General features: G+C 35.2%; 26 protein-coding genes and 3 pseudogenes. 2 read left to right on the top strand and 27 right to left on the bottom strand.

Features of this window, described 5'->3' with window-relative positions; genetic code table 11:
* Positions 1-226 precede the first annotated feature (226 nt).
* The 24 genes and pseudogenes from spoIVB to I5776_RS08350 form a co-directional block, all read right to left on the bottom strand.
* Positions 227-1,516, bottom strand: a complete 1,290-nt coding sequence (gene spoIVB, locus I5776_RS08465; RefSeq protein WP_202780185.1) for a SpoIVB peptidase — start codon at positions 1,514-1,516, stop codon at positions 227-229.
* A gap of 145 nt (positions 1,517-1,661) precedes the next feature.
* A complete protein-coding gene (gene recN / locus I5776_RS08460; RefSeq protein WP_202780184.1) occupies positions 1,662-3,374 on the bottom strand; it encodes a DNA repair protein RecN in 1,713 nt (570 codons plus the stop codon).
* Positions 3,375-3,421: 47 nt separating this feature from the next.
* Entirely contained in the window at positions 3,422-3,871 is a 450-nt protein-coding gene (gene ahrC / locus I5776_RS08455) for a transcriptional regulator AhrC/ArgR (RefSeq protein ID WP_202780183.1), read from the bottom strand.
* Between the two features lie 153 nt (positions 3,872-4,024).
* The gene (locus I5776_RS08450) at positions 4,025-4,867 is read right to left on the bottom strand and encodes a TlyA family RNA methyltransferase (protein ID WP_202780182.1); all 843 of its coding nucleotides are present in this window, start codon (positions 4,865-4,867) and stop codon (positions 4,025-4,027) included.
* A gap of 3 nt (positions 4,868-4,870) precedes the next feature.
* Positions 4,871-6,759, bottom strand: a pseudogene (gene dxs, locus I5776_RS08445) (1-deoxy-D-xylulose-5-phosphate synthase).
* 122 nt (positions 6,760-6,881) lie between these two features.
* Complete coding sequence (locus tag I5776_RS08440; RefSeq protein WP_202780741.1) at positions 6,882-7,742, bottom strand: polyprenyl synthetase family protein; 861 nt, start codon at positions 7,740-7,742, stop codon at positions 6,882-6,884.
* A 29-nt stretch (positions 7,743-7,771) separates the two neighbouring features.
* Complete coding sequence (gene xseB / locus I5776_RS08435) at positions 7,772-7,996, bottom strand: exodeoxyribonuclease VII small subunit (protein WP_202780180.1); 225 nt, start codon at positions 7,994-7,996, stop codon at positions 7,772-7,774.
* Between the two features lie 7 nt (positions 7,997-8,003).
* Entirely contained in the window at positions 8,004-9,347 is a 1,344-nt protein-coding gene (gene xseA / locus I5776_RS08430; protein ID WP_202780179.1) for an exodeoxyribonuclease VII large subunit, read from the bottom strand.
* Positions 9,348-9,513: 166 nt separating this feature from the next.
* Positions 9,514-9,906 carry a transcription antitermination factor NusB gene (nusB, locus tag I5776_RS08425; protein WP_202780178.1) on the bottom strand — a complete coding sequence of 131 codons (393 nt, stop codon included), beginning with the start codon at positions 9,904-9,906 and terminating at the stop codon, positions 9,514-9,516.
* A gap of 381 nt (positions 9,907-10,287) precedes the next feature.
* Positions 10,288-10,701, bottom strand: a complete 414-nt coding sequence (locus I5776_RS08420) for an Asp23/Gls24 family envelope stress response protein (protein ID WP_202780177.1) — start codon at positions 10,699-10,701, stop codon at positions 10,288-10,290.
* A 26-nt stretch (positions 10,702-10,727) separates the two neighbouring features.
* The gene (gene accC, locus I5776_RS08415) at positions 10,728-12,077 is read right to left on the bottom strand and encodes an acetyl-CoA carboxylase biotin carboxylase subunit (RefSeq protein ID WP_202780176.1); all 1,350 of its coding nucleotides are present in this window, start codon (positions 12,075-12,077) and stop codon (positions 10,728-10,730) included.
* 13 nt (positions 12,078-12,090) lie between these two features.
* On the bottom strand, positions 12,091-12,582 hold the full coding sequence (gene accB / locus I5776_RS08410) for an acetyl-CoA carboxylase biotin carboxyl carrier protein (RefSeq protein WP_202780740.1): 492 nt from the start codon (positions 12,580-12,582) through the stop codon (positions 12,091-12,093).
* Positions 12,583-12,812: 230 nt separating this feature from the next.
* The gene (locus tag I5776_RS08405) at positions 12,813-13,355 is read right to left on the bottom strand and encodes a SpoIIIAH-like family protein (protein ID WP_202780175.1); all 543 of its coding nucleotides are present in this window, start codon (positions 13,353-13,355) and stop codon (positions 12,813-12,815) included.
* Between the two features lie 13 nt (positions 13,356-13,368).
* Complete coding sequence (gene spoIIIAG / locus I5776_RS08400; protein ID WP_202780174.1) at positions 13,369-14,022, bottom strand: stage III sporulation protein AG; 654 nt, start codon at positions 14,020-14,022, stop codon at positions 13,369-13,371.
* Positions 14,012-14,641: a stage III sporulation protein AF gene (gene spoIIIAF / locus I5776_RS08395; protein WP_202780173.1), complete on the bottom strand. Its 630-nt coding sequence runs from the start codon at positions 14,639-14,641 to the stop codon at positions 14,012-14,014. Before spoIIIAF ends, spoIIIAG begins: the two co-directional genes overlap by 11 nt.
* Positions 14,642-14,681: 40 nt before the next feature.
* On the bottom strand, positions 14,682-15,866 hold the full coding sequence (spoIIIAE, locus tag I5776_RS08390) for a stage III sporulation protein AE (RefSeq protein WP_202780172.1): 1,185 nt from the start codon (positions 15,864-15,866) through the stop codon (positions 14,682-14,684).
* A 23-nt stretch (positions 15,867-15,889) separates the two neighbouring features.
* Complete coding sequence (gene spoIIIAD / locus I5776_RS08385) at positions 15,890-16,276, bottom strand: stage III sporulation protein AD (protein WP_202780739.1); 387 nt, start codon at positions 16,274-16,276, stop codon at positions 15,890-15,892.
* Positions 16,277-16,296: 20 nt separating this feature from the next.
* Positions 16,297-16,503, bottom strand: a complete 207-nt coding sequence (gene spoIIIAC, locus I5776_RS08380; RefSeq protein ID WP_066234458.1) for a stage III sporulation protein AC — start codon at positions 16,501-16,503, stop codon at positions 16,297-16,299.
* Positions 16,504-16,515: 12 nt separating this feature from the next.
* The gene (gene spoIIIAB / locus I5776_RS08375) at positions 16,516-17,031 is read right to left on the bottom strand and encodes a stage III sporulation protein SpoIIIAB (protein ID WP_202780171.1); all 516 of its coding nucleotides are present in this window, start codon (positions 17,029-17,031) and stop codon (positions 16,516-16,518) included.
* Positions 17,024-17,953: a stage III sporulation protein AA gene (gene spoIIIAA, locus I5776_RS08370; protein ID WP_202780170.1), complete on the bottom strand. Its 930-nt coding sequence runs from the start codon at positions 17,951-17,953 to the stop codon at positions 17,024-17,026. The genes spoIIIAB and spoIIIAA overlap by 8 nt, the downstream gene beginning before the upstream one ends.
* 166 nt (positions 17,954-18,119) lie before the next feature.
* Positions 18,120-18,677 carry an elongation factor P gene (gene efp / locus I5776_RS08365; RefSeq protein ID WP_202780169.1) on the bottom strand — a complete coding sequence of 186 codons (558 nt, stop codon included), beginning with the start codon at positions 18,675-18,677 and terminating at the stop codon, positions 18,120-18,122.
* A gap of 69 nt (positions 18,678-18,746) precedes the next feature.
* Positions 18,747-19,808, bottom strand: coding sequence for a M24 family metallopeptidase (locus I5776_RS08360; RefSeq protein ID WP_202780168.1), 1,062 nt, complete (start codon positions 19,806-19,808; stop codon positions 18,747-18,749).
* 3 nt (positions 19,809-19,811) lie between these two features.
* A complete protein-coding gene (gene aroQ / locus I5776_RS08355; protein WP_202780738.1) occupies positions 19,812-20,258 on the bottom strand; it encodes a type II 3-dehydroquinate dehydratase in 447 nt (148 codons plus the stop codon).
* Positions 20,259-20,331: 73 nt separating this feature from the next.
* On the bottom strand, positions 20,332-20,829 hold the full coding sequence (locus tag I5776_RS08350; protein WP_202780167.1) for a YqhR family membrane protein: 498 nt from the start codon (positions 20,827-20,829) through the stop codon (positions 20,332-20,334).
* A 182-nt stretch (positions 20,830-21,011) separates the two neighbouring features.
* Here I5776_RS08350 and I5776_RS08345 point away from each other — a divergent pair, with 182 nt between their 5' ends.
* On the top strand, positions 21,012-21,908 hold the full coding sequence (locus I5776_RS08345; RefSeq protein WP_425490376.1) for a DUF1385 domain-containing protein: 897 nt from the start codon (positions 21,012-21,014) through the stop codon (positions 21,906-21,908).
* 137 nt (positions 21,909-22,045) lie between these two features.
* On the top strand, positions 22,046-22,399 hold the full coding sequence (locus I5776_RS08340; RefSeq protein WP_202780165.1) for an SA1362 family protein: 354 nt from the start codon (positions 22,046-22,048) through the stop codon (positions 22,397-22,399).
* Between the two features lie 20 nt (positions 22,400-22,419).
* Here the strand turns inward: I5776_RS08340 and I5776_RS08335 are convergent, their stop codons facing one another.
* From I5776_RS08335 to I5776_RS08325, 3 genes and pseudogenes are all read right to left on the bottom strand, one after another.
* Complete coding sequence (locus I5776_RS08335; RefSeq protein WP_202780164.1) at positions 22,420-23,310, bottom strand: patatin-like phospholipase family protein; 891 nt, start codon at positions 23,308-23,310, stop codon at positions 22,420-22,422.
* A 560-nt stretch (positions 23,311-23,870) separates the two neighbouring features.
* A pseudogene (locus tag I5776_RS08330) lies at positions 23,871-24,476 on the bottom strand (hypothetical protein); the annotation flags it as partial.
* Positions 24,477-24,773: 297 nt separating this feature from the next.
* Positions 24,774-25,322: pseudogene (locus I5776_RS08325) on the bottom strand (vitamin B12-dependent ribonucleotide reductase); the annotation flags it as partial.
* Between the last annotated feature and the right edge of the window lie 17 nt (positions 25,323-25,339).

Here is a 25,339-nt window from a genome sequence, read left to right as displayed (position 1 = left end):
CATATCTTATTCTCTTATGACATTTTCGACAATGCCTTTTAAATTCCTCCTTATAATTGAAAATTTCTTAAAAAAACAATATTTTCTCTAATTTCCTCTTTAATTCTCCTCTTTTCGACCTCTTTCGATTTTTCAAAATCTATTTGTCGAATTATCTTTATTTTCATCATAACATATTTCACTAATACTAAAAATGCAAAAAAGCAAGCTGAAGAGATATTCTCATTCAGCTTGCTTTTTCTTTACTACTTTGATATATATTTATTCCTGCTTCTTTTAGCATCCATTCAATATGAACACCATATCCTGATGTCGGATCATTTACGAAGACATGAGTAACCGCACCTATGATTTTTCCATTTTGAATAATCGGGCTCCCACTCATTCCTTGGACAATTCCACCTGTTTTTTTCAATAATTTCGGATCCGTAATTTTTATTATCATCCCTTTTGTAGCAGGAAACTTTTGAGGAATTGCATTAATGACCTCAATATCATATTCTTCCACTTTATTTCCTTCAACGACCGTTAAAATTTTAGCTGGACCTTCTTTTACCTGATAGGATAATGCGATAGGCATTGGTTGGTCATATCGGTCATTTTTTATTTGCTTCTCTAACTTTCCAAAGATACCAAAGGAACTATTTCGCGTAATATTCCCAATTACCTCATGGTCCGAAGAAAATCGTGCAAGCTTTTCTCCAGGTTTTCCATCGCTGCCTTTTTCAATTGAGGTAACGGTCGAATTTAATATTTGTCCTTTTTCAACCATAATGGCTTTTTTTGTGTCCATATCAGAGATTACATGACCGAGTGCTCCGTATTTTTTTGATTTTGGATCTATAAAGGTCATTGTTCCAATTCCAGCCGCCGAATCCCTTATATATAAGCCAAGTTTATATGTTTGTTCTGATTGATCCTTTTGTGGATTTAAGGAAGTTTTTATTTCTTGCTGTTCTCTTTGGATGATGATATTTAATGCACTTCCATCTTTGCCCGCTTTTTCTACTAATGGAGCTACATCTGATAAATTTTCTACTTTTTCCCCATTAATTTGTGTGATAATATCCCCAACTTTAATTCCAGCCTTTTCCCCTGGAGAAAACTTACCTGATTTTGTTTCAACAAGATGATGTCCTACAACTAATACCCCAAGCGTGTTTAATTTAACACCAATTGATTGACCACCAGGTATTACTTTGAAATCCTTAATTACTTTTACATCTACCTTTTTTATTGGCAGTCCTGCTAATTCAAAAAAAACTTCGTCATGTCCTGCTAAATTACCTTTTATGTCCAAGGATTTCTTTTGGGCAAACACATCAACACTTTCACCATGAGATGTTACTTTAGCAGATACATTTGCAGCTTTCGCAATATTAAAAACGTCACCTTCAAATAATGTTATTTTTGTTGGTATATGAAGATAATTTTGAAACGGTTTTGAAAATCCTAATAAACAAAGTGAAACAAGGAGAAATCCACCAATTATTTTTCTTAGATAATCCAATTTCAAATCTTTTCACTCTCCTCGCTTCTAGTCCACTGTTTTAAAAGAATAACCTTTTTTATTTTTTTTGGTTACAATTTTAATTTAGCCTTGATAAGGTGGAAATATAACAAGGGATTAAGAAAAAAGCTACCCATTGATGGATAGCTTTTCAAGTAAATTTTTTTGCATAGGCAAGTTGCAACAATTCTTGAGCGTGTTCTAAAGCTTTATCGGTTATTTCGACACCTGCAATCATGCGACTAACTTCATTAATTTTTTCTTCCAATTTCAAAGTTTTCACCTTTGTCCGTGTTCGTCCATCAATGGTTTCTTTCATGATAAACAAATGTGTATCTGCCATAGCTGCAACTTGTGGTAGATGGGAAATACATAGGACTTGCGAATGCTCAGAAACTTGATATATCTTTTCACCAATTGCTTGAGCAACTCGGCCGCTTACACCTGTATCTACCTCATCGAAAATGATTGAAGTAATGCCCTGATGTTTTGAAAAAATCGTTTTCAGCGCAAGCATCATTCTCGATAATTCACCACCGGAAGCAACTTTATTTAATGGTTTTAAAGGTTCACCAGGGTTGGTTGATATATAAAATTCAACGAAATCCAACCCATCTTTTCGAAATGGAGGGTCCATTTCATTTTTATATTCCTCAACAGAATGAATGAATTTCACTTCAAATACTGTTTTATCCATATATAATTGCTTTAATTCACTATGAATTGCATTCATTAATTTTTTAGACCATTTTTTTCTTAAATCACTTAATTGTTTGGCTTCTAAATATAAATCTTTTTGAAGTTGAGCTAACGTTATTTGTAATTTATCAATATGGCTTTCACGGTTAATAATCGTTTCAATTTCTTCCTCGATCTTTGAACTGTATTCCAATATATCTTGCAGTGTGCCGCCATATTTTCTTTTTAATTGGTTCATTTCGTTAAGGCGGCTTTCAATTTCATTTAAACGTTCAGGGTTAAACTCTAAACTATCTAAATCATTGCGGATTGTACTTGCCGCATCTTCAAGTATATAAAAACAATTTGAAACGGATTCTAATAATGGCTCATAATCCGGCTCAATTTCGGCAGTCGTTTCTAACTGACTCATAACGAGACCTATCCAATCAAGCCCCTTTTGTTCGCCTTGTAATGCGCCGTAACTTGTTTTTAATGAATCGAAAAGCCGTTCAAAATTCATTAATTTTTTCTTTTCTTCCATGAGGATGATGTCTTCGTCTATTTGAAGATTTGCTTTTTGGATTTCTTGCAGTTGAAATTGAATAAGATCTAATCGGTGAGCCATTTGCTGTTCATTTTCACTCAATCCTTTAAGCTTAGAAGCAATTTGCTCATATTGTTTGTATATTACACGATAATTATCAAGTGCAGTCTTAATTTCCCTGCCTCCATATTGATCAAGAAGCCTTAAATGATGAGTTTCATTCATTAATTCTTGGTGTTCATGCTGACCGTGTATATCAATTAGAGTGCTACCAATTTCACGTAAAATCGAAATGGTTACTAATTTCCCATTAATTCTGCAAACGCTTTTTCCGGTAATTGAAATATCACGATGAAGGATAATCATTCCTTCTTCAATGTCAATTCCAAATTCATTTGCTCGATTATAACATGGATGTGATTCGTCATTTAATATAAAAAGGCCTTCGATTTCTGCCTTTTTTTCACCGTGGCGAACGAATTCTGATGATCCTCTTCCACCAACTAATAAATTAACTGCATCAATGATAATAGATTTTCCCGCACCGGTTTCTCCTGTTAACACCGTTAATCCTTTTTCTATAGACAAATATAGTTCATCAATGATGGCAAAATTTTTGATCGATAATTCTTGTAACAATGAAAACTTCACCCCATTTTTTCTACTATCCGCTTATTTCTTTTATTTTATAACATATCCAAAAAACGTTGAGAGACCATTTCCGATTTTTCTTGATCTTTACATATGATTAAGCACGTATCATCCCCACATAGAGTACCAATAATTTCTTCCCATTCAAGGATATCAATTAATGCACCTAATGCATGGGCATTACCCGGTAATGTTTTTAAAACAATTAAATGGCCAGCAAAATCTATGCTAATAAAAGCATCGGTTAAGGTTCTTTTTAATTTTTGCATCGGGTTAAAACGCTGATCTGCCGGCAAACTATATTTATATCTGCCATCCATTAAAGGTACCTTTACTAAATGTAATTCCTTTATATCACGGGAAATCGTTGCCTGTGTAACATTGAAACCGGCATTTTTCAAATGATCAACAAGTTCATCTTGTGTTTCAATGTCAAAATTTGCGATAATTTCCCTAATTCTAATGAGCCTTTGTCCTTTATTCATCCTCATCCACCTTTACAAAGTTACACTGACAGTTTCGTTAAAAATAACACTGACATATCCCACATACTTTTTACTACAATGTTAGCCTATTTTTGTCAAAATGTACATAATAAACACGAATGGTGGCAAATACACAAGAAAAAAGAACAGATCCTATTGATCTGATCTTCCTGTTAACTCGTTATGTGCTTCGTTTACTACTTCCCTAATTGTGAAATCAAGTGCATTTGATCCATTCATTTCCATACTTAAACCAGTCCATTTTAAATGGATTAAAAATTCAATGTTTCCTTCTCCTCCCGTTATTGGAGAGAAGGATAAATTTACTACATCATAACCTTCATTAAGGGATAACTGGACAATTTTTCCAATAACGGCTTCGTGAACCTTTTTATCCCTTACGATCCCCTTTTTTCCTACCTGTTCTTTTCCTGCTTCAAATTGTGGTTTAATTAGCGCAATAACATCACTCGATGGAACCAATAATGTTTTTAAAACCGGTAAAATGAGCGATAAAGATATAAACGAAACATCAATTGTAGCGAAATTAGGCATTTCACGAGCTAAATCTTGAGGGGTAACATAACGAAAATTCGTTCTCTCCATGACGACTACACGTTCATCCTGCCTAAGTTTCCAAGCTAATTGATTATATCCAACATCTAATGCATATGACATTTTAGCACCATTTTGTAGTGCACAATCCGTAAATCCACCCGTCGATGCTCCTATATCTAATAAGATTTTGTCTTTAACAGATATATCAAAAATACGTAATGCTTTTTCAAGCTTGAGTCCACCCCTACTTACATAAGGAATCATTTTTCCTTTTATCGTTAATGGGATATCTTCATTTACTTTCTCACCGGGTTTATCGAGACGCTCTTCATTTGAATAAACTAATCCCGCCATTATTGCACGTTTTGCTTTTTCTCTCGTTTCAATTAATCCTCTTTCAACTAAAAGAGTATCAATTCGTTGTTTTTTGCTTTTCATATGTCATGCCCTTTTTTGTATTTTAGGTGAAAAGGCTTGAATTCTTTTACAACCTCTTCCTTTGTTAAGCCAATTTCTCTAAGTAATTCATTGACACTTCCGTGTTCAATAAATTTATCAGGAATGCCCATGCAATCAATAACATTTGTGAATTTTTGACTATGTGCAAATTCAAGTACTGCACTGCCGAATCCACCTTGTAAAACTGCTTCTTCGATTGTTAAAATAGGCATATTTGTTTCTAATAATTCTTTTAACATCTTTTCATCTAATGGTTTAATAAAACGTGCATTGATTACTTTGATGGATAAACCTTGTTTTTGAAGGAGATTAGCAGCTTCAAGTGCCATAGGGATTGTCGTACCAAACGTCAAAATGGCTGCATCCTTTCCTTCTCGAAGAGTTTCCCATGTACCAATCGGAATCGTTCTTAATGCCTCATCCATTGGTACGCCATATCCATTTCCACGTGGAAATCTCATTGCAATCGGACCATCATTGTATTTAATCGCAGTATTAACCATATGTTGTCCTTCGTTTTCATCTTTAGGCATCATAAGAACCATATTTGGTATATGACGAAGAAATGCAATATCAAATACACCCTGATGTGTTTCTCCATCTGCTCCGACTAATCCTGCACGATCAATTCCTATGAAAACATTAAGATTTTGACGGCAGATATCGTGAACTACTTGATCATAAGCCCTTTGTAAAAATGTAGAGTAAATAGCTAAAAATGGTTTCATGTCCTGTGTGGCTAATCCAGCTGCTACCGTAGCAGCATGTTGTTCAGCAATCCCTACATCGTACATACGATTAGGAAATTCTTCAGCAAATTTTTCAAGCTTTGATCCTACAGGCATAGCAGGTGTTATTGCAACAATACGCTCATCCTTTTTAGCGAGTTTTAAAACCGTATCACTAACAAGTTTACTCCATGCCGGTGGTGCATTGACCGGTTTAATTAAGTCACCGGTTTCAATTTTATATTGGCCGGTACCATGCCATGTACCAATCGTATCATTTTCAGCAGGCTTATATCCTTTTCCTTTTTTCGTGATTACATGTAATAGAATTGGCCCCTTCGTTTTCTTTGCATATTGTAATTGCTCAAATAGAGCTTCGTAATTATGTCCATCTACAGGACCTAAATAGGTGAACCCTAATTCCTCAAAAAACATTCCTGAAACAAGAAAATACTTCATACTATCTTTAAGTCTTTCGGCAGTAGCAGCAAGTTTTCCGCCAACCGCAGGAATTTTTTTCAGCAAATTCTCTAGTTCGTCTTTTGCCCATTGATATTTATTTGCCGTACGTAGTCGTCCCAAAATATTATGCAAAGCACCCACATTAGGAGCAATGGACATTTCGTTATCATTTAAGACAACAAGTAAATCCTTTTTTTCGTGTCCGATATGATTTAATGCTTCTAAGGCCATTCCGCCTGTAAGGGCTCCATCCCCAATGATTGGTACAATAAATGACTTTTCACCTTTTAAATCCCGGGCAATAGCCATTCCCATTGCAGCAGATAAGGACGTGGATGAGTGTCCGGTTTCCCACACATCATGTTCACTTTCACACATTTTCGGGAATCCAGATAATCCCTGATACTGTCTTAACGTAGAAAATTGATCTGCACGACCTGTTAATATTTTGTGCACATAAGATTGATGACCAACATCCCAAATAAATTTATCCTTCGGACTATCAAAACATTTATGAAGGGCAATCGTTAATTCTACCACACCCAAATTTGGTCCAATATGTCCGCCTGTTTTAGATAGATTTTCAATTAAGAAATGACGAATATCACTACTTAATTCTTTTAATTGATCAATATTCATTTCTTTTAGAAAGGAAGGGTCCTTAATTGATAATAGATCCAAAATGGATCACTCACTTTCATTTCATAGATTTTACTTTAGATATCCTGAGTACGATAATTGTCGGATGATAAGATTACTGTATTATAACATATTTTACATACATACTCATTCTATACCCTATTTTAATGATTTCTTACTTCAATTAATTCAGCAAGTTCTTCTAGAAGCTTAGTATCAAGATTCAGATTTTGAAGCATATCTTTTGCAAGATTCGTATGATAATGGAGTCGTTCCTTCGCACCATCTAACGTTAATAATGATGGATATGTGCTTTTAACATTCCCCTCATCGCTTCCCACCGGCTTACCAATGATTTCTTCTTTTCCTTCGATATCTAAAATATCGTCACGGATTTGAAAGGCCAAACCAATATTTTCTGCATACTTTTCTAACATATCAATTTGTTCATTCGATGCACCAGCTATGATTGCACCTGCAATCGCACTGAATGTTAGAAGTTTTCCTGTCTTATTTTTGTGAATATATTCTAATTCCTCAATTGATAACAGTCGTTTTTCACCAAGCATGTCTGCTACTTGTCCACCGACCATGCCTTCAGGACCAGCAGCAATCGCCAATAGTTCAATGATTTTCACCTTTTGTTCGCTTGATAAACTCGAATCCTGTGCAATCATTTGAAAACTATATGTAAGTAATCCATCTCCCGCTAAAATAGAATAAGCTTCACCAAACACTTTATGATTAGTTGGTTTTCCACGTCGTAGATCATCGTTATCCATCGCAGGTAAGTCATCATGAATAAGTGAATATGTATGAACCATTTCTAATGCGCAAGCAGTTTTCAGTCCATTTTCCACTTCTTTTCCAAACGCTTTTAAAGTAGCCAAAAGCAATGTCGGTCGAATTCGTTTTCCTCCTGCTTGAAGCGAATAATCCATGGCATCCTTTATTTTTTGAGGAGCATATAATTTCAGAATAGCCTGGGAAAGTTCTGTTTCCAGTAGGTCGTTCACATTCCCCATAAATGATTTTAAATTATGTAAATCCAATTCTACTCCTCCTCTTTAATTGTAAACTCCTCTTCTCCATTTTCGGTAATTACACTAGTTAATTGTTCTTCTACCATTTTTAGTTTATCATGACAAAGCTTCGAAAGCCCCATTCCTTTTTTATAAATCGTTAGTGCTTCTTCTAAGGGTACATCCCCCTCTTCTAACCGCTGGACAATAACTTCTAACTGTTCCATTGCTTCTTCAAAAGATAATTGCGTTTCCATTTTTCACTCATCCCTTTTCAATATTTTCAACCGAACAAATGATTTTTCCGTCCGAAACCATTACTTGAATTTCTTCACCCTTTGAGGTTTGTTCGATACTTTTTATAATTTCTTTTTCTGAAGTGTACGCCAAGCTATAACCTCGTTCCATTACTTTTAGGGGGCTTAACGCCTCCAATGCAGTAATCGCTTTCGAAAACGCTTGTTGTTTTGATTGTAATATCGCTTGTAAACCATTTTTTAATTCTTTATTTAACTGTACATGTTTTTCTTTTCCGCGTTCAAGTAATTGATGAGGCTGATTTCTTTGAAGCCTTTTTGCTAGTTGTTCATAACCTGTCGATTCGTGTTGCACCGTTTTATTCATTTGCCGTGTCAATCGCTCTGCTAGGTAATCCAAATATTCCATTTTTTGCTCATACAATCGATTAGGGTTTCGAAAAACATAGGATCGATTAATAAATTGAAGTCTTTTTCGTTGATGTTGGACGATTTCGGAAAATCCTCTAATTAGTCTAGACTTTCGATTTAATAATTTTTCCATAATTTCTTCGATATGTGGTACAGCTATCTCAGCAGCACCAGTTGGGGTTGGAGCCCTTAAGTCGGCGACAAAATCCGCAATTGTAAAATCTGTTTCATGTCCTACAGCAGATATAATAGGGATCTTTGATTCAAAAATCGCCCGGGCGACTATTTCTTCATTAAATGCCCATAACTCCTCTATTGATCCCCCCCCACGACCAACGATCAATACATCTATTTCTCTCATTTCATTCATCTTTTTAATCGCATCTGAAATTGATTTTGCTGCATTTTCCCCCTGAACTAATGCAGGTATTAATTTAATTTTTCCGATTGGATACCGCCGTTTTATTGTAGAGATTATATCTCTAACTGCAGCACCGGTTGGAGAGGTAATAACACCAATATTTTTTGGATAGGGCGGTAATTTTCTTTTTCTTTCCGCTGCAAATAAGCCTTCCTGACTAAGTCTAGTTTTAAGTTGTTCATAGGCTAAATATAATTCGCCAACTCCATCAGGTTGCATTTGCTTCACATATAGTTGATATTGTCCACTACCTTCGTATACGGTAATTTGGCCTTGAATAAGAACATTCATTCCGTTTTCAGGTTGAAATTTTAATCCTTTGTTTGATTTCGAAAACATTACTGCTAATATTCTAGCTTTGTCATCCTTTAATGTAAAATACATATGACCACTAGAATGTTGCTTATAATTGGAAATTTCACCTTTTACATGAATATTAATTAAATGTGGATCAACATCAAATTTTCTTTTTATGTACTTTGTTAATGCATGGACTGTAAGATAGGGTTTTGTTGTCATTCAAAAACATCCTTTTATAATAAAAAATATAATAAGCTTTATGTCCATAACCTCAAAAATTACTTTACAAAACAAAAGCTGCTTCCATGGAAGACAGCTTTTTGTTTACATTATACAACTTAATTACCGTATTTACGATGTTAAAATATTAATCGATTCAAATGTATTAATTTTCTAACGAATCTTTTATTTTTGAAAGCACACCATTAATAAATTTACTGGAACGTTCATCACCAAACCGTTTAGAAACCTCTAATGCCTCATTGATCGCTACATTCGCCGGGACTTCAGGTACATAAACAAGTTCATATACACCTAGACGTAAAATATTTAAATCTACTTTAGCTAAACGTTCAATTGTCCACTTTTCTAAATGTCGTGAAATCGTGTCGTCTATTTCTTTAATATGTCCGTATGTCCCATTTACCAAAGTGTTTAAGTAATCATCATTTTGTTCATCTCTTAAGATATTCTTAATTGCTTCCTCTGGAGCAGCCTCGTTTATATCTATTTGAAATAAAGCTTGGAGTGCTTTTTCTCTAGCAGTTCTTCTTTTCATTTTTACATAAAACTCCTTTTAAACTAGTCATGAATAATATCATTATCGCCAGTTACATTGTAAAATTACACATTTCCTAAAAAGATAATATCACAAAAACAACAAAGAAAGCACATTTATCATAAGAAGATCATACAAATACATTTACTTTCCCGTTCAAACTTGGCTGTTGATTTCCGCTGCAGGTACTCGCTTTCCGCGAGGCGGCCCGTGAGCCTCCTCGACGCTAACGCGTCTGTGGGGTCTTACGAAACCACATATCCCGCAGGAGTCTCGCACCTTCCGCTCCAATCAACTTACTTGCAAAATTAACATTGAACTTGAACAAGTTGAACAAATAAAAAAGGTAATCCAAAAGAGAGATTGGATTACCCTTTCCAATTATATTATTTCCGTTTCGAAATCAGTTTCAGGTTTTTGGGTTTCAAATTGAACCCCTACTATATGAATATTTATTTCTTTCGCTTCTAAAGCCGTCATATTCAATAATGCTTGCCTAATATTATCTTGTATCTTTTGTGCAACTGTTGGGATCGAAACACCAAAATTCATTGTGCAATATACGTCTATAACAATTCCTTCGTCTGTTAAATCTACTTTAACACCTTTTCCATGATTTTTTCTACCGAGTTTTTCAGCAACACCAGAAGCAAAATTCCCACGCATCTGTGCAACTCCCTCAACCTCGGAAGCAGCGATTCCAGCAATAACCTCGATGACCTCTGGTGCGATTTCTACTTTACCTAATCCATCGTTTCCGTAGTCCATTTCTAGCATTGAATTTGTCTCAACCATATGATCAAGCACCTCCGTACGATTAATTATTTCATTAGATCGTATATCTCTAAAAACTTCGTATTAAAGTCACCTTTTACAAAGGTTTCATGTTCTAACAATCTTAAGTGAAATGGAATTGTAGTATAAACACCTTCAACCGCAAATTCACTTAAAGCCCGTTTCATTCTTGCAATGGCTTCTTCCCTCGTTGCGCCATATGATATCACCTTAGCAATCATGGAATCATAATATGGAGGGATCTCATATCCAGGATATGCAGCAGAATCGATTCGAATGCCTAACCCACCTGGCGGTAAATACATTTCAATTTTCCCTGCAGATGGCATGAAGTTCTTAGCAGGGTTTTCAGCATTTATTCGACATTCAATTGCCCATCCTGTAAATGTCACATCTTCCTGTTTAATGGATAACGGTTTACCGGATGCAACAAGTATTTGCTCTTTAACTAGGTCTACACCAGTAACTAATTCAGTAACTGGGTGTTCTACTTGAATTCTCGTATTCATTTCCATGAAATAGAAAATTTGTTTTCGATAATCATAAATAAATTCAATTGTTCCGGCACCTGTATAATCAACTGCTTTTGCTGCTTTAACAGCTGCTTCTCCCATTTTTTCACGTATTTCTGGCGTGAGTGCTGGGGATGGTGACTCTTCTAATAATTTTTGTAATCTTCTTTGTATCGAACAATCTCTTTCGCCTAAGTGGATCACATTTCCATGTTGATCTGCCATTACTTGTATCTCAACATGGCGGAAGTCTTGGATATATTTTTCAATATAAACACCTGGATTACCAAATGCAGTAGCAGCCTCCTGTTGAGTAATATTAATTCCTTTAACTAGCTCTTCTTCATTATTCGCAATGCGGATTCCTTTACCGCCACCGCCAGCCGTTGCTTTTATAATAACAGGATACCCCATTGAATTAGCTAGTTCAATGGCTTCATTTGTGTCATTGATAATTCCTTGTGACCCTGGAACAATCGGTACACCAGCTTCCTTCATCGTTTCTCTGGCAATATCCTTTGTTCCCATTTTCGAAATTGCTTCTGGACTTGGTCCGATAAAGATAATATTACACTCTCTGCATAGTTCCGCAAAATCAGCATTTTCCGCAAGAAAACCATATCCCGGATGGATTGCATCACATTCAGTTAATTTCGCAACACTTATAATATTTGTTACGTTTAAATAGCTGTCTTTTGAAGATTTAGGACCTATGCAATAGGCTTCGTCAGCTAGTTGTACATGCAACGCGTCTTTATCGGCCTCTGAATAAACGGCAACTGCTTCGATTCCTAAATCACGACAAGCACGAATAATACGCACAGCTATCTCACCGCGATTTGCGATTAAAACTTTTTTTATCATTGAAGTTCGCTCCTTACTTAGACTTCACCAAGAATAAAGGTTGTCCATATTCAACCAGTTGACCGTCATTTACTAGGATTTCGACGATTTCTCCTTCAACTTCCGCTTCAATTTCATTAAATAGTTTCATTGCTTCGACAATACAAACAACTGAATCTGGTTGAACTTTTGAACCAACCTTAACATATGCACCACTATCTGGTGAAGGCGATTGATAGAAAGTACCTACCATTGGAGAAACAATTTTATGTAAATTTTCGTCAGCAATAGCTTGTGGTTGAACTTGTTCAGCTTCTTGTTTCACTTCCGCTACAACAGGTTGAGCTACTGGTGCCTGTACAACTTGCTGAGTTGGAACATTCGTAACAAGTGGTGTTTCAACCAATGTTACCCCGGATTGTTTTTTCATTTTAATAATTGAACCATCATTTTCAATTTCAATTTCATCAATACTTGATTGATCCACAAGTTTGATTAATTCACGAATTTCTTGTATTTTCATAATAAATTACACCTCTTTTTGAATTTGTCAGCTATGATTATTATCCCGCTGAAACACCATCAATGTCAAACATCTATAAATTTAGATTTTGCTAGCTTATGACTTGCTACTAATATCATACGATAATAGTTAGTAAAAATTCAATATCTGAATAACAACAAACGAATATCCTACTCTATCAATGTCTATAAAAAGAAATAAAGTCCCTTGTCAAAAAGGGACTTTATTTCTTTTTAAGGTTGAAAATTTACGGCAACATTTTGTAAATTACCTAATTGTTCAGTCACCAGGCGCACAATTTGGTTTGCTGCTTTTTTATCATGGTCTTTTGCTTTGACTGTGATTTTCATTTCATCTCCATCTGCATTAACCAAGACATCCTCATACCCTTTTGATTTAATTAAATTTTCTAGCACCTTTTCCGTTTGTGCAATTTCTGTTAATTTTTTCATTTCATCAAGTGCTTGACTTCTTTCATCGGCGGATAAATCGGTGGAAGCTGCCTTTGTTGTTAAATCTTCTCTAAGCTTACTTCTAGCATCGTTAATTTGAAGACGGATTTGTTCAAATACTTGATCATCTGCGGATTCAGTTACAACACTTTTATTACTTGCTTTTTTGGAAGTTTCTTTACTCTTTGTCGCCTCTTTACCATCTTTGCTCTCAACTGCTGCCATATCCGATTGTTTTGGTTCGGAAGTGACATAGTAAACTGATAAAACGACGACTAAACTTAGCATTGTTAATAACCATACTGTTTGTTTTTTTAATAACATAGATATATCCCCCTTAGCTTTTTTTAGGTTGAACAGATACACGATGGCTCGGAACATCTAAAACTCTTGATACTGCTTCAATGATGGTGCTTTTAATGAATACATTTTTGGCCCCATCAGCTATAACAAGAACGCCTCGAATAGCTGGTTTTTTTGTTTCTGTAACTAATGGTACTTCTTTATCTCCATCCCTAATCACAACGAGCTTCTCATCTTTCGATAAATCTTCAATCTTACGCTCACCACCGTTTGGATCCGTTTCTGTCGTTGTTTGATTTTGAATGACTGTATTTTTTTCATACACTTTACTCTCTGTGGCTTCTAGATTTACAATCACTCGCACCTTTCCAACCCCTGATATTTGTTCTAACGCATCCTTTAACTCTGTTTCAAACTGCATTTCATAATCTTTCATGGATTTATTTTGATTTTTATTACCTGATCCAAATGTTTCAACTTCTTTTTGATTATTTGGCGCACTATAAACAGATGTGGATGTTTCTTTATTTCCGCTTTTCCATATATCACTGATGAGCATGAAAGCAATTCCGCATACTAATACAATTAAAAAATATTGATATTTTTTGCTTTTTTTACTCGTATCTTTTCCATTTGACTGAAAAAGTTTTTCTTTAATCCAATCGATCGGACCTTTATTATTGCTCATTTTGATTTAGAACCCCCTCTCCATTATGGAGTTCAATTTGGTCGGGAGTTATTCCCCAGCGTTCGGATAGCATTGATAATATGCTTTCATTTTCTCTACTATCCACCCCTACTTTCGGCTCTTCTTCCCCTATGCTGATATCAACTGGTTTAATGATTGGAACGGAATCTTCTTTCTTTGCTTCTCCTAAATAAACAATCACTTTTTCTATCGGATTTTCGTTTTCTGCAACTTGATCTTTAGAATCTATCTTTATTTGTTGAATATCCTTATCAAATCTGTCTATCAACTCCTCTTTGACATCATTTTTCATTTTTTCACCCACTTGTTCTAATGTATATTCAACTTGTCCCGCTTGTATTTCTTTTTTTTTCGATTCTATTAAATTTTCTATTTTATTATTGTCTATTATTTTTTTGTTTGAAAACGATGCAACAACCTGATCAAAATCTTTCGCTACCACTTTTAGAAGAGGGGTTAAAATAATGGCAATTAACAACAGACCGGTAACCATTTTTGTATATTTTTTCATTGCCGAGTTTGGTAGGAGCATATCGACAATCATCGCTAGTAAGATGAATACAACAATATTCATAATCCATTCAGTAATAAAAGACAAAAACGTCACCCCTCCCCAAATGACAAGTATTTACTTTAATTTAGCGCATCATGATTGTAATATTTCCGGCTGTAATAATAATTGTGATACTTAAAAAAAACATAAACGCGACAATGGCTAATGCTGCAAAAACAAAGACCATATTTTTGCTGATTGTATCCAGACAACGTATGACAGGACCATTGCCAATCGGCTGTATAATTGCCGCTGTAAATTTAAACATAAAGGCAAGGACTAAAATTTTAATTGCAGGAAATGCTGCGATAATAAGAACGATCGCTACCCCCGCGATTCCTAAAGTATTTTTCAATAATACAGAAGCACTGATGACTGTATCAGCAGCGTCCGTAAACATCCTTCCCACGACTGGGATAAAATTTCCGGTAACGAATTTAGCTGTTCGTATTGTAATTCCATCTGCAACTGCAGATGCTGTTCCTTGGACGGATATAACTCCTAAAAATATCGTCATAAAGATTCCAAGTAATCCAATGCTACAGTTTCTTAATAATTGCGCTAATTGTGTTGCTTTATATTCTGATAATGTGCTAACGATACTTAGAACAGTAGACAATAATAATAATGGTAGGACGATATACTGTACGAGAATACCGCTAGTATTCATGAGAAAGAGAATAACTGGATGAAAAAATGCCGCTGAAGTAACACCGCCAGAGGTTGATATTAATGCCAATAAAAGAGGAATAATCGCTACAATAAAGTTAATCATCATCGTTATGGCATTTTTGGCGTAATCAATTGCTACATGAAAACTATTTAAAGCTAAAATAATAATTACAATAAATACGATCGCATAGGCAACCTTACTTATTGTCCCCTGTTCAAATGCATTATGAAGTGACTGAAGAAACATACTAAAAATAGTTAAAATAATTAACGATCCCAGCAATTTACCATTGGCTATCAGTTCATGGAAGAAAAATTTTAAGATTCCATGAAACCATTGATTTAATGAAAAGTCTTTTTCACCTTTAATAAAATCAATTAAACTTCCTTTTTGGCTATCGGGTAAATAACCACCATATTCATCGATGATTTTTTCCCAATACTGTTTTAATTCATTTACACCTAAATCGTTCATCTGTTTTTCAACAAGCTCGTCCTGAATGGTAGAATTGTTTTCGCTCGAAGTGGCCGCATGAACGGTATCTTGTCCAATAAAAAAAATCAGTAGTATAGTGAAAATCGGGAACCATTGCCGCAAATTTTTTCACCTCATCACTCGGTCTATCCTTTCGGAACTAAATTAATGACAGTTTCGATTAACACCGTCAAAATGGGTATTGCCATTGCTAAGATTAATATTTTCCCTGCTAGTTCAACCTTTGCAGCCATAGCCCCTTGCCCAGCATCTTTTGAAATATGTGAAGCAAATTCAGCAATATATGCTATGCCAATAATTTTTAGGATTGTTTTTACATAGATCGTATTGACGTTCGCATTGGCAGCAATTCGTTCTACCATCTGTATAATCGCGTAAACTTGATCTACTAAATAAATAAAAATCGCACAACCGACAAATAACACTAATAAAAATGCAAAATTAGGTTTCTGTTCTTTAATGATTAATGCAAGAAAAGTTGTGATTAAGGCAATCCCTACTATTTTTAAGATTTCAATCCTTAATCCCTCCTCTAGCCTTGAAATAGGAAGACCGACTTTATTTTTTGAAATAAATCATCGACGATTGAAGCTACTAAAAATAAAATATATAAAAACCCAAATAATGTAACCCATTGAGCATATTCCTTTTTTCCAACTTGATCTAAAATCGTGTGCAAAAATGCAACGACAATACCGACTCCAGCTATTTTAAAGATTACATCTACATCTATCCCCACAACTTATTCCTCCTACAAAAGCAAAATTACGATTAAAAGACCCGAAAGAAAACCTAAGCTTTTCATCATTTTTTCATATTTTTGTTGTCTATCCCGTGCCTCTGACTCCTCACGTTCCAAATGTGTTAATGTGAGAATAATTTGCTTTTGTTCAGTTACACGATCATGCTTTCCTAATGTTTCACCAAATTGAATGAGGATTTCGTATTCACTTTTTTTTAATGCAGTAATTTTCCAAATTTCCTGTAAGCTTTCTTCCCAAGCTTTTTTAACCGTCGTTTCCATAGTCGTTAATTTTTGTGAGAATCTCTCAAAAATAATGGAGATTGGTCTAGGTAATTGTGCAGCTAATTTTCTTGACGCCTCGTGTAGAGGTGTGTGACCATACATGATTTCCGCTTCTAATGATTGTAAAGCTGTGCGTAGCATCCTTAACTGCTTCGGTCTCTCACTTAAATGTCTTGAAAGTTCAAACCCTACCCATGTTGTAGATAGAATAATAAATATAGCTCCAATCACACTAACCACTCATAACACCAGCTTTAATTTTCTTTTCATTGCCATACCCATCAAGAAACTTTTTAATTGTTCCAGGGCCATTTCTTCTGGAAAGTTCAAGGTAATTTTCAAATACATGCTGATCCAAAATTCCCCTTAATATTGGCCGTTTTTTTATCTCTTCGAATGAATTTCCATGTGTAGTCATAATCAATGTAATTCCCGCATTAATCGCTTCCATAATCGCGACGCTATCTTCTTCCCTGCCTATTTCATCCACAACGAGAACATCCGGACTCATCGAACGAATAAGCATCATCATTCCTTCCGCTTTTGGACAAGCGTCTAAAATGTCAATCCTCGGACCGAAGGTTAATTGAGGAATCCCACGTACACAACCGGCGATTTCGGAGCGCTCATCGACTATTCCTACTTTTAATGGAGGAATTTCTTTTTCTTTACTTCCGGTTGAAATCAATCTAGCAATATCTCGTAACAAGGTTGTTTTCCCTGTTTGTGGGGCGCCAATGATCATCGTATGTTTCCATTTACCCTGATAAAGAAATGGAAGGAAAGGTTCTGAAATGCCGATTTTTTCTCTTGCAATTCTAAAATTAAAGGATGCTAAATTTCTAATTGCTTTCACTGATCCATTTTCAAGAATGACCTTTCCTGCTAATCCAACCCGATGACCACCCGGAATTGTGATGTACCCTTTTTGTAATTCCTCTTCTAATGTATAAAACGAATAATTAGCTAGCTTATTAATTAATTGCTCTGCATCTTGTTCAGAAACCAGGTATGGAAGGAAATACGGTTTCCCTCTTGTCGAAACTTCCAGTGGCCGGCTTATTCGGATTCTTATTTCCTCCATTGTATTTAAAATGGGAGCTGGCAATTCGCGGATTTTTTCTGAAATTGGTTTTGGTAAGAATGCAAGAATATTTTCCAACGTTCGTTCCTCCTTATGTTGCTGCTCTTATAATTTTTTTCAAATGCTTGTACATATCTCCCAATATTAATATGTATTCACACTACAAAGGAGTATGACTAAAATAGAATAAAAAAAAGCTGTTCAAAAGGTTATTTAAACCTTTTGAACAGCTTTACACTTCCGTTTATGCACGTGAAACGTACGAACCGTCTGTTGTATTAACAATTAATTTATCTCCTTCGTTCACGAAGAAAGGAACTTGAACAATTAAACCAGTTTCAACTGTTGCAGGTTTCGAACCGCCTGAAGCAGTATCTCCTTTAATTCCTGGTTCTGTTTCAGTTACTGTAAGTTCTACTGTGTTTGGAAGTTCAACCCCAAGCGTTTCCCCTTGGTACATCATAATGTGTACTTCCATATTTTCTTTAAGAAACTTCAATTCATAATCAATTGCTGCCGAACTTAATTCAATTTGTTCGTATGATTCGTTGTCCATAAATACGTGTTGATCTCCGCTTGCATAAAGATATTGCATTCTGCGATTATCAATTTGTGCCTTTCCTACTTTTTCTCCCGCACGGAAAGTTTTTTCTTGAATGGCACCGGTTCTTAAGTTACGTAATTTAGAGCGAACGAACGCTGCACCTTTACCAGGTTTAACATGTTGGAAGTCCATTACTCTCCATATTCCGCCATCTACTTCGATTGTTAAACCAGTTCGAAAATCATTAACTGATATCATGTTGTTTCTTCCTCCTATTTATTCAGAATTAAGGAATCGTTCCTTAATGTACTGAGGTTCAAAATCATATTAAAGAATAATTAAGTCTTTAGTTGAATGAGTTAACTTTTCATTCGAATCCTCTGTTATTAAAGTGTCATCTTCAATGCGAACTCCACCAACACCAGGTAAATAAATCCCTGGTTCAACAGTCACAACCATACCAGGTTGCAGGACAATATCAGATCTTACTGATAATGCAGGTCCTTCATGAACTTCTAGACCAATTCCATGTCCAAGGGAATGACCAAAGTATTCACCGTACCCTTTTTCAGAAATATAATTTCTGGCAATAGCATCAGCTTCAATACCTGTCATTCCTGGTTTAATTTTTTCCATAGCGAGCAATTGTGATTCTAAAACAACATCGTAAATTTCTTTCAACTTATCTGATGGTTCGCCTACCGCGACAGTACGAGTAATATCAGAAACATATCCTTTATGAAGGGCACCGTAGTCCAAAGTAACAAAATCGCCTTTTTCAATTACTTTATCGGAGGCAACCCCATGCGGAAGTGCAGATCTTGTTCCAGAAGCAACAATAGTATCGAAAGATGAAGAAGTTGCACCTGCTTTTCTCATGAAAAACTCAAGTTCATTGGATACTTCAAGCTCCGTAACACCAGGCTTAATATAATCTAATATATGTTTAAATGCAGCATCAGCAATGTCGGCTGCTTCCTTTAATATCTTAATCTCTGATTCAGTCTTAATCAAGCGTAAATTTTCAATTAAACGCGAAACCGGAACTAAATCTACAGAAAAAGCTTTCTCATAAAGAGTATAATCGGAATAGTTCACGTAGTCCTGTTCAAATCCAAGTTTTTTAATTCCCAGTGCAACAAGCTGCTGTGCAATTTCCTCATGGATAATTCCTTTATGTTGAATAATTTCAAAACCTTGGGCTTGTTTTGAGGCTTGTTCTACGTAACGAAAATCAGTAATAAAAAGTGCTTGTGTTTCAGAAATTAGTACAACACCAGCTGTTCCTGTAAAATTAGTCATATATCGCCGATTGTATGGACTTGTAATTAAAATTCCATCAATTCCTTGCTTAGAAAATTGATTGCGTAGTTTCTCTAGTTTTTGCATTCTTTACTCTCCCTTACCTATGTATTCTACTAATGCTTTTAACGCTAATTCATAACCAAATAGTCCTAATCCGACAATTTGTCCTGCAGTCACAGGTGAAATGACCGATTCCCTTCGGAATTCCTCTCGATTATGCACATTTGAAATATGCACTTCAATTACAGGTACATCAATTGAAGCAATGGCATCGCGAATTGCGTAACTATAATGGGTAAAAGCGCCGGGATTGAAAATAACCCCTAAAAAGTTTCCATCACTTGTTTCATGTAATTTGTCAATAAGTTCACCCTCATGATTGGATTGAAACGAAACTACTTCAACATTATATTCTTTTTCCAATTCACTAAAGCGTTGATACAAAGTTTTTAGCGTATTCTTCCCATAAACATTTGGTTCTCTTTTACCTAATAAATTTAAATTAGGTCCATTTAATAATAAAATTTTCATAATCAAACGCACCTTTAAAAATGGTATTTGTAGAAATTGTTATGAATTTTCTACACAACACATTTTATCACAAATATTATCGCTTCAATTCTTTTTCTTTAAAATATTTTATTTCATTATGTTCATAGGAAATTGAATATCCAATAAAAAGACCATATAGGATGTAAACACATGCAGCCGCAATTAAAGTATTTATATCATTTTGCAAAAAAGGCTTCATACTAGGAAATATCGGATTTAAAATCAAAAAAACAACTAAAAATAGAACGAAACCATAACCGATTCCGACCCACATTGTATTCAATTTTTTTAATAGAATATAATACACTAAGGCTACACCGATTGAAATAATTCCATACAAAATGATTGTAAGAATGATCCCTATCCAACTTTCTCTCCAAGTACCTACAGTAAATGGTTCTAATAAAATATTGGGTTCGATTGTAGAATAGTTAAAATAATAACATAAATAACCAATTAAACTCCATAATATTCCACCGACAAACCCAGTTGTGACAGCCATTAACAGAAAAGACATTTTTGGAAATTCTACCTCATCTTTATGATTTGACATAACGCACCCCCAAATACATGTAATATTTATAGAATAACCACAAGTAATGTAGCTAGTCGTAATTTTGTTTTTTTAGTAAAATAAACTTAATAAGTCTTGCATTCAAAGAAATGGTTGGTGAAAAATTAGTGGAAAGTCAAAAAAAGCCCTCATATGGTGGGCAAGCTGTAATAGAAGGAGTAATGTTTGGCGGAAAAAGCCAGACTGTTACCGCAATTCGTAGAAAAGATCAAACAATTGATTATTTTTATTTACCAAGAAAATCACACCCCACATTGCAAAAGCTAAAAAAAATTCCTTTTTTAAGAGGGATTGTTGCAATACTTGAAGCGAGCGCAAATGGATCACAACATTTAAATTTTTCAAGTGAACGGTATGATCGGGATCCTGAAAATGATGAAAATTTAGCAGAAGAAAAAGTTTCTAAAACGACGATGATTTTAGGGGTTGCTACACTTGGCGTCCTATCATTTCTTTTTGGGAAATTTGTTTTTACACTTGTACCTGCAATATTAGCATCATTCACAAAGCCAATCTTTTCAAGCGATATAGCCCAGGTACTTATTGAAGGATTAATAAAACTAATCCTATTATTGGTTTATATTTACTTTGTATCGTTAACACCTCTTATTAAGCGTGTGTTTCAATATCATGGTGCAGAGCATAAAGTCATCAATACATTTGAAAATAATTTAGAACTTACTGTAGAAAATGTCCAATCTCAGTCAAGACTTCATTATCGTTGTGGAAGCAGCTTTATTCTTTTTACCGTATTCGTTGGTGTCTTTGTTTATATGTTGGTACCAATTGATCCATTATGGCTACGTTTAGTTGATCGTATTGCATTAATACCTGTTGTATTAGGAATTTCCTTTGAAGTTCTTCAATTTACAAACAAATTGAGAGAAGTACCCGTTCTCCGTTATTTAGGATACCCTGGTCTGTGGTTACAGTTACTTACAACAAAAGAACCTTCTGATGATCAAGTTGAAGTGGCGATAGCATCTTTTAATGAGCTTTTGAAAATAGAAGAAAATCAAACAATTTCTAAAGAGGATTCACAGTCTTTGCAAATGTAACATGAAGCATTTTAAACTTAGAATTTATCTAAATCTTTATTCGCATGTTTGAAATCCAATAATTATGTGAAAAAAATGGTATAAAAGGATGAATTTGCGGACAAAATGCTTATGATGCTCGTAAGGAGGTGGCTTTCTTGGTTGCAAAAAAATGGTTGATCGGATTAGTTTTTCTACTTGCTTTAATAGGGCTTGGATCAAAAGTATTTCAACAGCCCGGAGCATTATTTAAACAATTACTTATTTGGGCTGTTATTATTTGTTGTATTTATCTAATTTATCGATTATGGTCTGGGAAACGTCCTTCTCATCGAAATAAAAGGGCTTTTCTAAAAGCCGCAAGACGATCGAAAAAACGAATAAAAAATCGACAAGCTACTGCAAGTAGTCAGATTAATGCTTTAAAAAAGCCAATACGAAAAAAGTCTCAAGCGAAATTAACAGTGATTGAAGGAAAAAAAGGCAAAAAGAAAAATCGAGCGATATACTAGCCCCGATTCTTCTTAATTGATCAGTACGTCCATGTTTTTAAAAATTCCTTGGTTTTTATTCGCCCTAGCTCGATAAGGGCGTCTTTTTTTTCTTCGGATATTTGAAAGTCTGTAGAGATATAGTTTCTTGCAGGTATAAAAATAATATCATTTTCATGTTTTCTTGATATATATCTTGAATCATGCGCTTCCTTCATCGTTTCAAATAATGCATTAAATAATTGTATTCCGTTTTTTATCTTATGTTTTGGGTGCTCTTTTAAATCATAACTTAGAGATACGCCAACAACTGGCCGTATTTTTTTTGTTTCATTATTTACGAAAATCCACATTGGAAAATTACTTAAAACACCCCCATCTGCTATGACACTTATTCCTTCTAAACTTTTTAATTTCACAGGTTCAAAAAAATACGGAATGCTGCAGCTCATCCGGATTGCTCTTGCAACAGGAAAACTTTCAATTGGTATGCCATATTGAATAAGATCATCAGGAAGAACAAGCAGACGTCCATTACTTAAATCGGATGCAACAACTTTTAATGAATCTTTCGGCAAGTCTGCAAACGTATAAACTCCTTTTGCCGCTAACATCTCACGCAACCAATCCTCTAACGCCTTCCCTTTGTACAGACCTAAACGCCAATACAGAAAAATCCATTTTGAAATTTGTTTTGGAATAGGTATCCACGTTTTCCATGAATCCAATAAATTTTCATATGGAACGTGTGAAAATAAACTTTTCATTTCTTGGCTAGAGTAACCAGCTGCAATGAAACCAGCTATAATTGATCCCGCACTTGTCCCTGCTACACGATTAAATGTAAAACCTTGTGATTCTAATTCTTCATAAGCACCAATTAGTGCTAAACCTTTTATGCCACCTCCTGAAAACACTCCATCTATATCCATGTTCGCATCTCCTTTGATGTCGATCCTCATGTTATATTTTTAAGATGGAAACATGGAAATTAGAACAGAAAATGAAAAAGTGATCGGGTTTTTGTATCTTAGTTAAAGCCGTGGGTTTTCTACCAAAATATACGAAAGAAGAAAAAATGGGAGTTAAAGCCGTGGGTTTTCTACCAAAAATTATGAAAGACAAAAAAATGGGAGTTAAAGCTGCGAAATAACACCAAAAAATTACGCAAACAGATGGAAGTTTACAACAATGGATTTTTTCCGGCAGGAAACTATTCTTTATGGAAGATTGAAACGAAAATGGCAGATTCCCAATATTGAAATCTTATTTCCCTTCATTTCACAATCTCTTCCAAAGTTTAACTATGTGAAGTTCCGTTAATCAAGCCCAATACATTAATATGGGCATATTTCTTGCTACAGAATTGAGTCTGTTACGGAAAGATCATTTGTTATTTTTACGATAAAAAAACCCTTTGGACAATACATATCCAAAGGGATAAAACGGTGCAACTTTTTTACAAACGATCAAAACAAACTTTATTTTAAGTCTACAAACCGCACCTTAGTTGTGCTCCGCAGTTAGTACATGTATTGCAACCACCGATTTCTTCAACTTGACCTTTACGACATACCGGGCAAGTGTTACCAACTTCGGATCCAATAGTAACACTAGTAGAACGAAGGTCACTAATTGTGTCAACAAGTACTACATGCTGTTTTTCTTTTTCATCATCAAACATCGATAATTGCTCAGTTGTATTTTCTTCCGCCTTTAAAGTTAGTACTTGTGTATCGCGGGAACCATCTACATAGACGGTACCGCCCTTTGCACCACCACGGTAAAGGCGCTCGTAGACTTTTTCAACCTGGTCTACACTATATCCCTTAGGGGCATTAACCGTTTTACTTATCGAACTGTCAATCCAACGTTGAATAACACATTGAACGTCAGCATGTGCTTCAGGGGCAAGATCCATTGCAGCAATAAACCAGTTTGGCAGATTGTCCGGATTTGCTTCTGGATGCTGATCTAAATATTCTTGAACGATATCGGCCTTCACCTCAATAAACTTTCCGAGTCGACCGCTGCGGAAATAGGAGAATGAATAGTAAGGCTCGAGTCCTGTTGAAACGCCAACCATTGTTCCTGTACTCACTTTTGTTACTCTCTATATCAATATAGAGGGCGGGATTATTAGTACCCGCTCCATATGTCGCCATATGGGTCAGACTATATCATCAACCATTTTTGTTTCCTTTATTTTAATATAGAATGAAGTTTCCATAATTAAAATGGTTGCCTAGCATGTAGTCGTTGAGGGGTCAGCCACGACTTCCCTGCGGATTGTCTGGTAGGTTATAAAACCAACACTCTTACCTTTTTACCTAAATAATCGTTGGCAAGACTAGGTAGTAAGAGATTCGCCAGAGTTTCCCGCATATAGCTAAGTTTACGCAGCATCCTTACGAACACTGGGGGCAATATGTTTACCCGTTGGAGCAACAGTTAGCAAATGAGAATTTCTAATACCGTTTTCTACTATCGATTGACGGATATCCTCCGGCATTTTTTTCATAAATCCAGTTCGGATAAACGCTTCACGCAAACGAATTGTCTCTTCTTCAGTCTCCCCTTGTAAAAATGGGAAGCTACCTTTTTCCTTTGCTAATTCGATTGATGTACGATAAGCAGTTGTCGCGATCGTCTCCATTACTTTATCAACTAATTGGTTGCCTTCTTCTGAACCATATTCTTTCTCACAATAGATCAGTAAATCTGCAAGGCCCATGACCCCGAGACCAACTCGACGCTCGCCAAGTGCTTGCTTTTTATTTTCTTCTAAGAAATATGGAGTGGCATTTATAACATTGTCCTGAAGGCGTACACCGATTTCAACTGTACGTTTTAATTTTTCTAAATCAACTGTTTTATTTTCCTTATCTGCCATTTGCGCTAAGTTTATAGCAGCTAAATTACAGACAGAATATGGTGCAAGAGGGTCGGGTAGAAGACGGA

This window comes from Heyndrickxia vini, from assembly GCF_016772275.1.
GTDB classification, from domain to species: Bacteria; Bacillota; Bacilli; order Bacillales; family Bacillaceae_C; genus Heyndrickxia; species Heyndrickxia vini.
This window is presented reverse-complemented; position numbering and strand designations above follow the sequence as displayed.

Excerpts from the sequence above, each read along its gene's own strand:
- ahrC (WP_202780183.1), bottom strand. The coding sequence starts at position 3,871 with ATGAATAAAGGACAAAGGCTCATTAGAATTAGGGAAATTATCGCAAAT.
- I5776_RS08450 (WP_202780182.1), bottom strand. The coding sequence starts at position 4,867 with ATGAAAAGCAAAAAACAACGAATTGATACTCTTTTAGTTGAAAGAGGA.
- I5776_RS08440 (WP_202780741.1), bottom strand. The coding sequence starts at position 7,742 with ATGGGGAATGTGAACGACCTACTGGAAACAGAACTTTCCCAGGCTATT.
- xseB (WP_202780180.1), bottom strand. The coding sequence starts at position 7,996 with ATGGAAACGCAATTATCTTTTGAAGAAGCAATGGAACAGTTAGAAGTT.
- xseA (WP_202780179.1), bottom strand. The coding sequence starts at position 9,347 with ATGACAACAAAACCCTATCTTACAGTCCATGCATTAACAAAGTACATA.
- nusB (WP_202780178.1), bottom strand. The coding sequence starts at position 9,906 with ATGAAAAGAAGAACTGCTAGAGAAAAAGCACTCCAAGCTTTATTTCAA.
- I5776_RS08420 (WP_202780177.1), bottom strand. The coding sequence starts at position 10,701 with ATGGTTGAGACAAATTCAATGCTAGAAATGGACTACGGAAACGATGGA.
- accC (WP_202780176.1), bottom strand. The coding sequence starts at position 12,077 with ATGATAAAAAAAGTTTTAATCGCAAATCGCGGTGAGATAGCTGTGCGT.
- I5776_RS08405 (WP_202780175.1), bottom strand. The coding sequence starts at position 13,355 with ATGTTATTAAAAAAACAAACAGTATGGTTATTAACAATGCTAAGTTTA.
- spoIIIAG (WP_202780174.1), bottom strand. The coding sequence starts at position 14,022 with ATGAGCAATAATAAAGGTCCGATCGATTGGATTAAAGAAAAACTTTTT.
- efp (WP_202780169.1), bottom strand. The coding sequence starts at position 18,677 with ATGATATCAGTTAATGATTTTCGAACTGGTTTAACAATCGAAGTAGAT.
- I5776_RS08360 (WP_202780168.1), bottom strand. The coding sequence starts at position 19,808 with ATGCAAAAACTAGAGAAACTACGCAATCAATTTTCTAAGCAAGGAATT.
- I5776_RS08350 (WP_202780167.1), bottom strand. The coding sequence starts at position 20,829 with ATGTCAAATCATAAAGATGAGGTAGAATTTCCAAAAATGTCTTTTCTG.
- I5776_RS08345 (WP_425490376.1), top strand. The coding sequence starts at position 21,012 with ATGTTTGGCGGAAAAAGCCAGACTGTTACCGCAATTCGTAGAAAAGAT.
- I5776_RS08335 (WP_202780164.1), bottom strand. The coding sequence starts at position 23,310 with ATGGATATAGATGGAGTGTTTTCAGGAGGTGGCATAAAAGGTTTAGCA.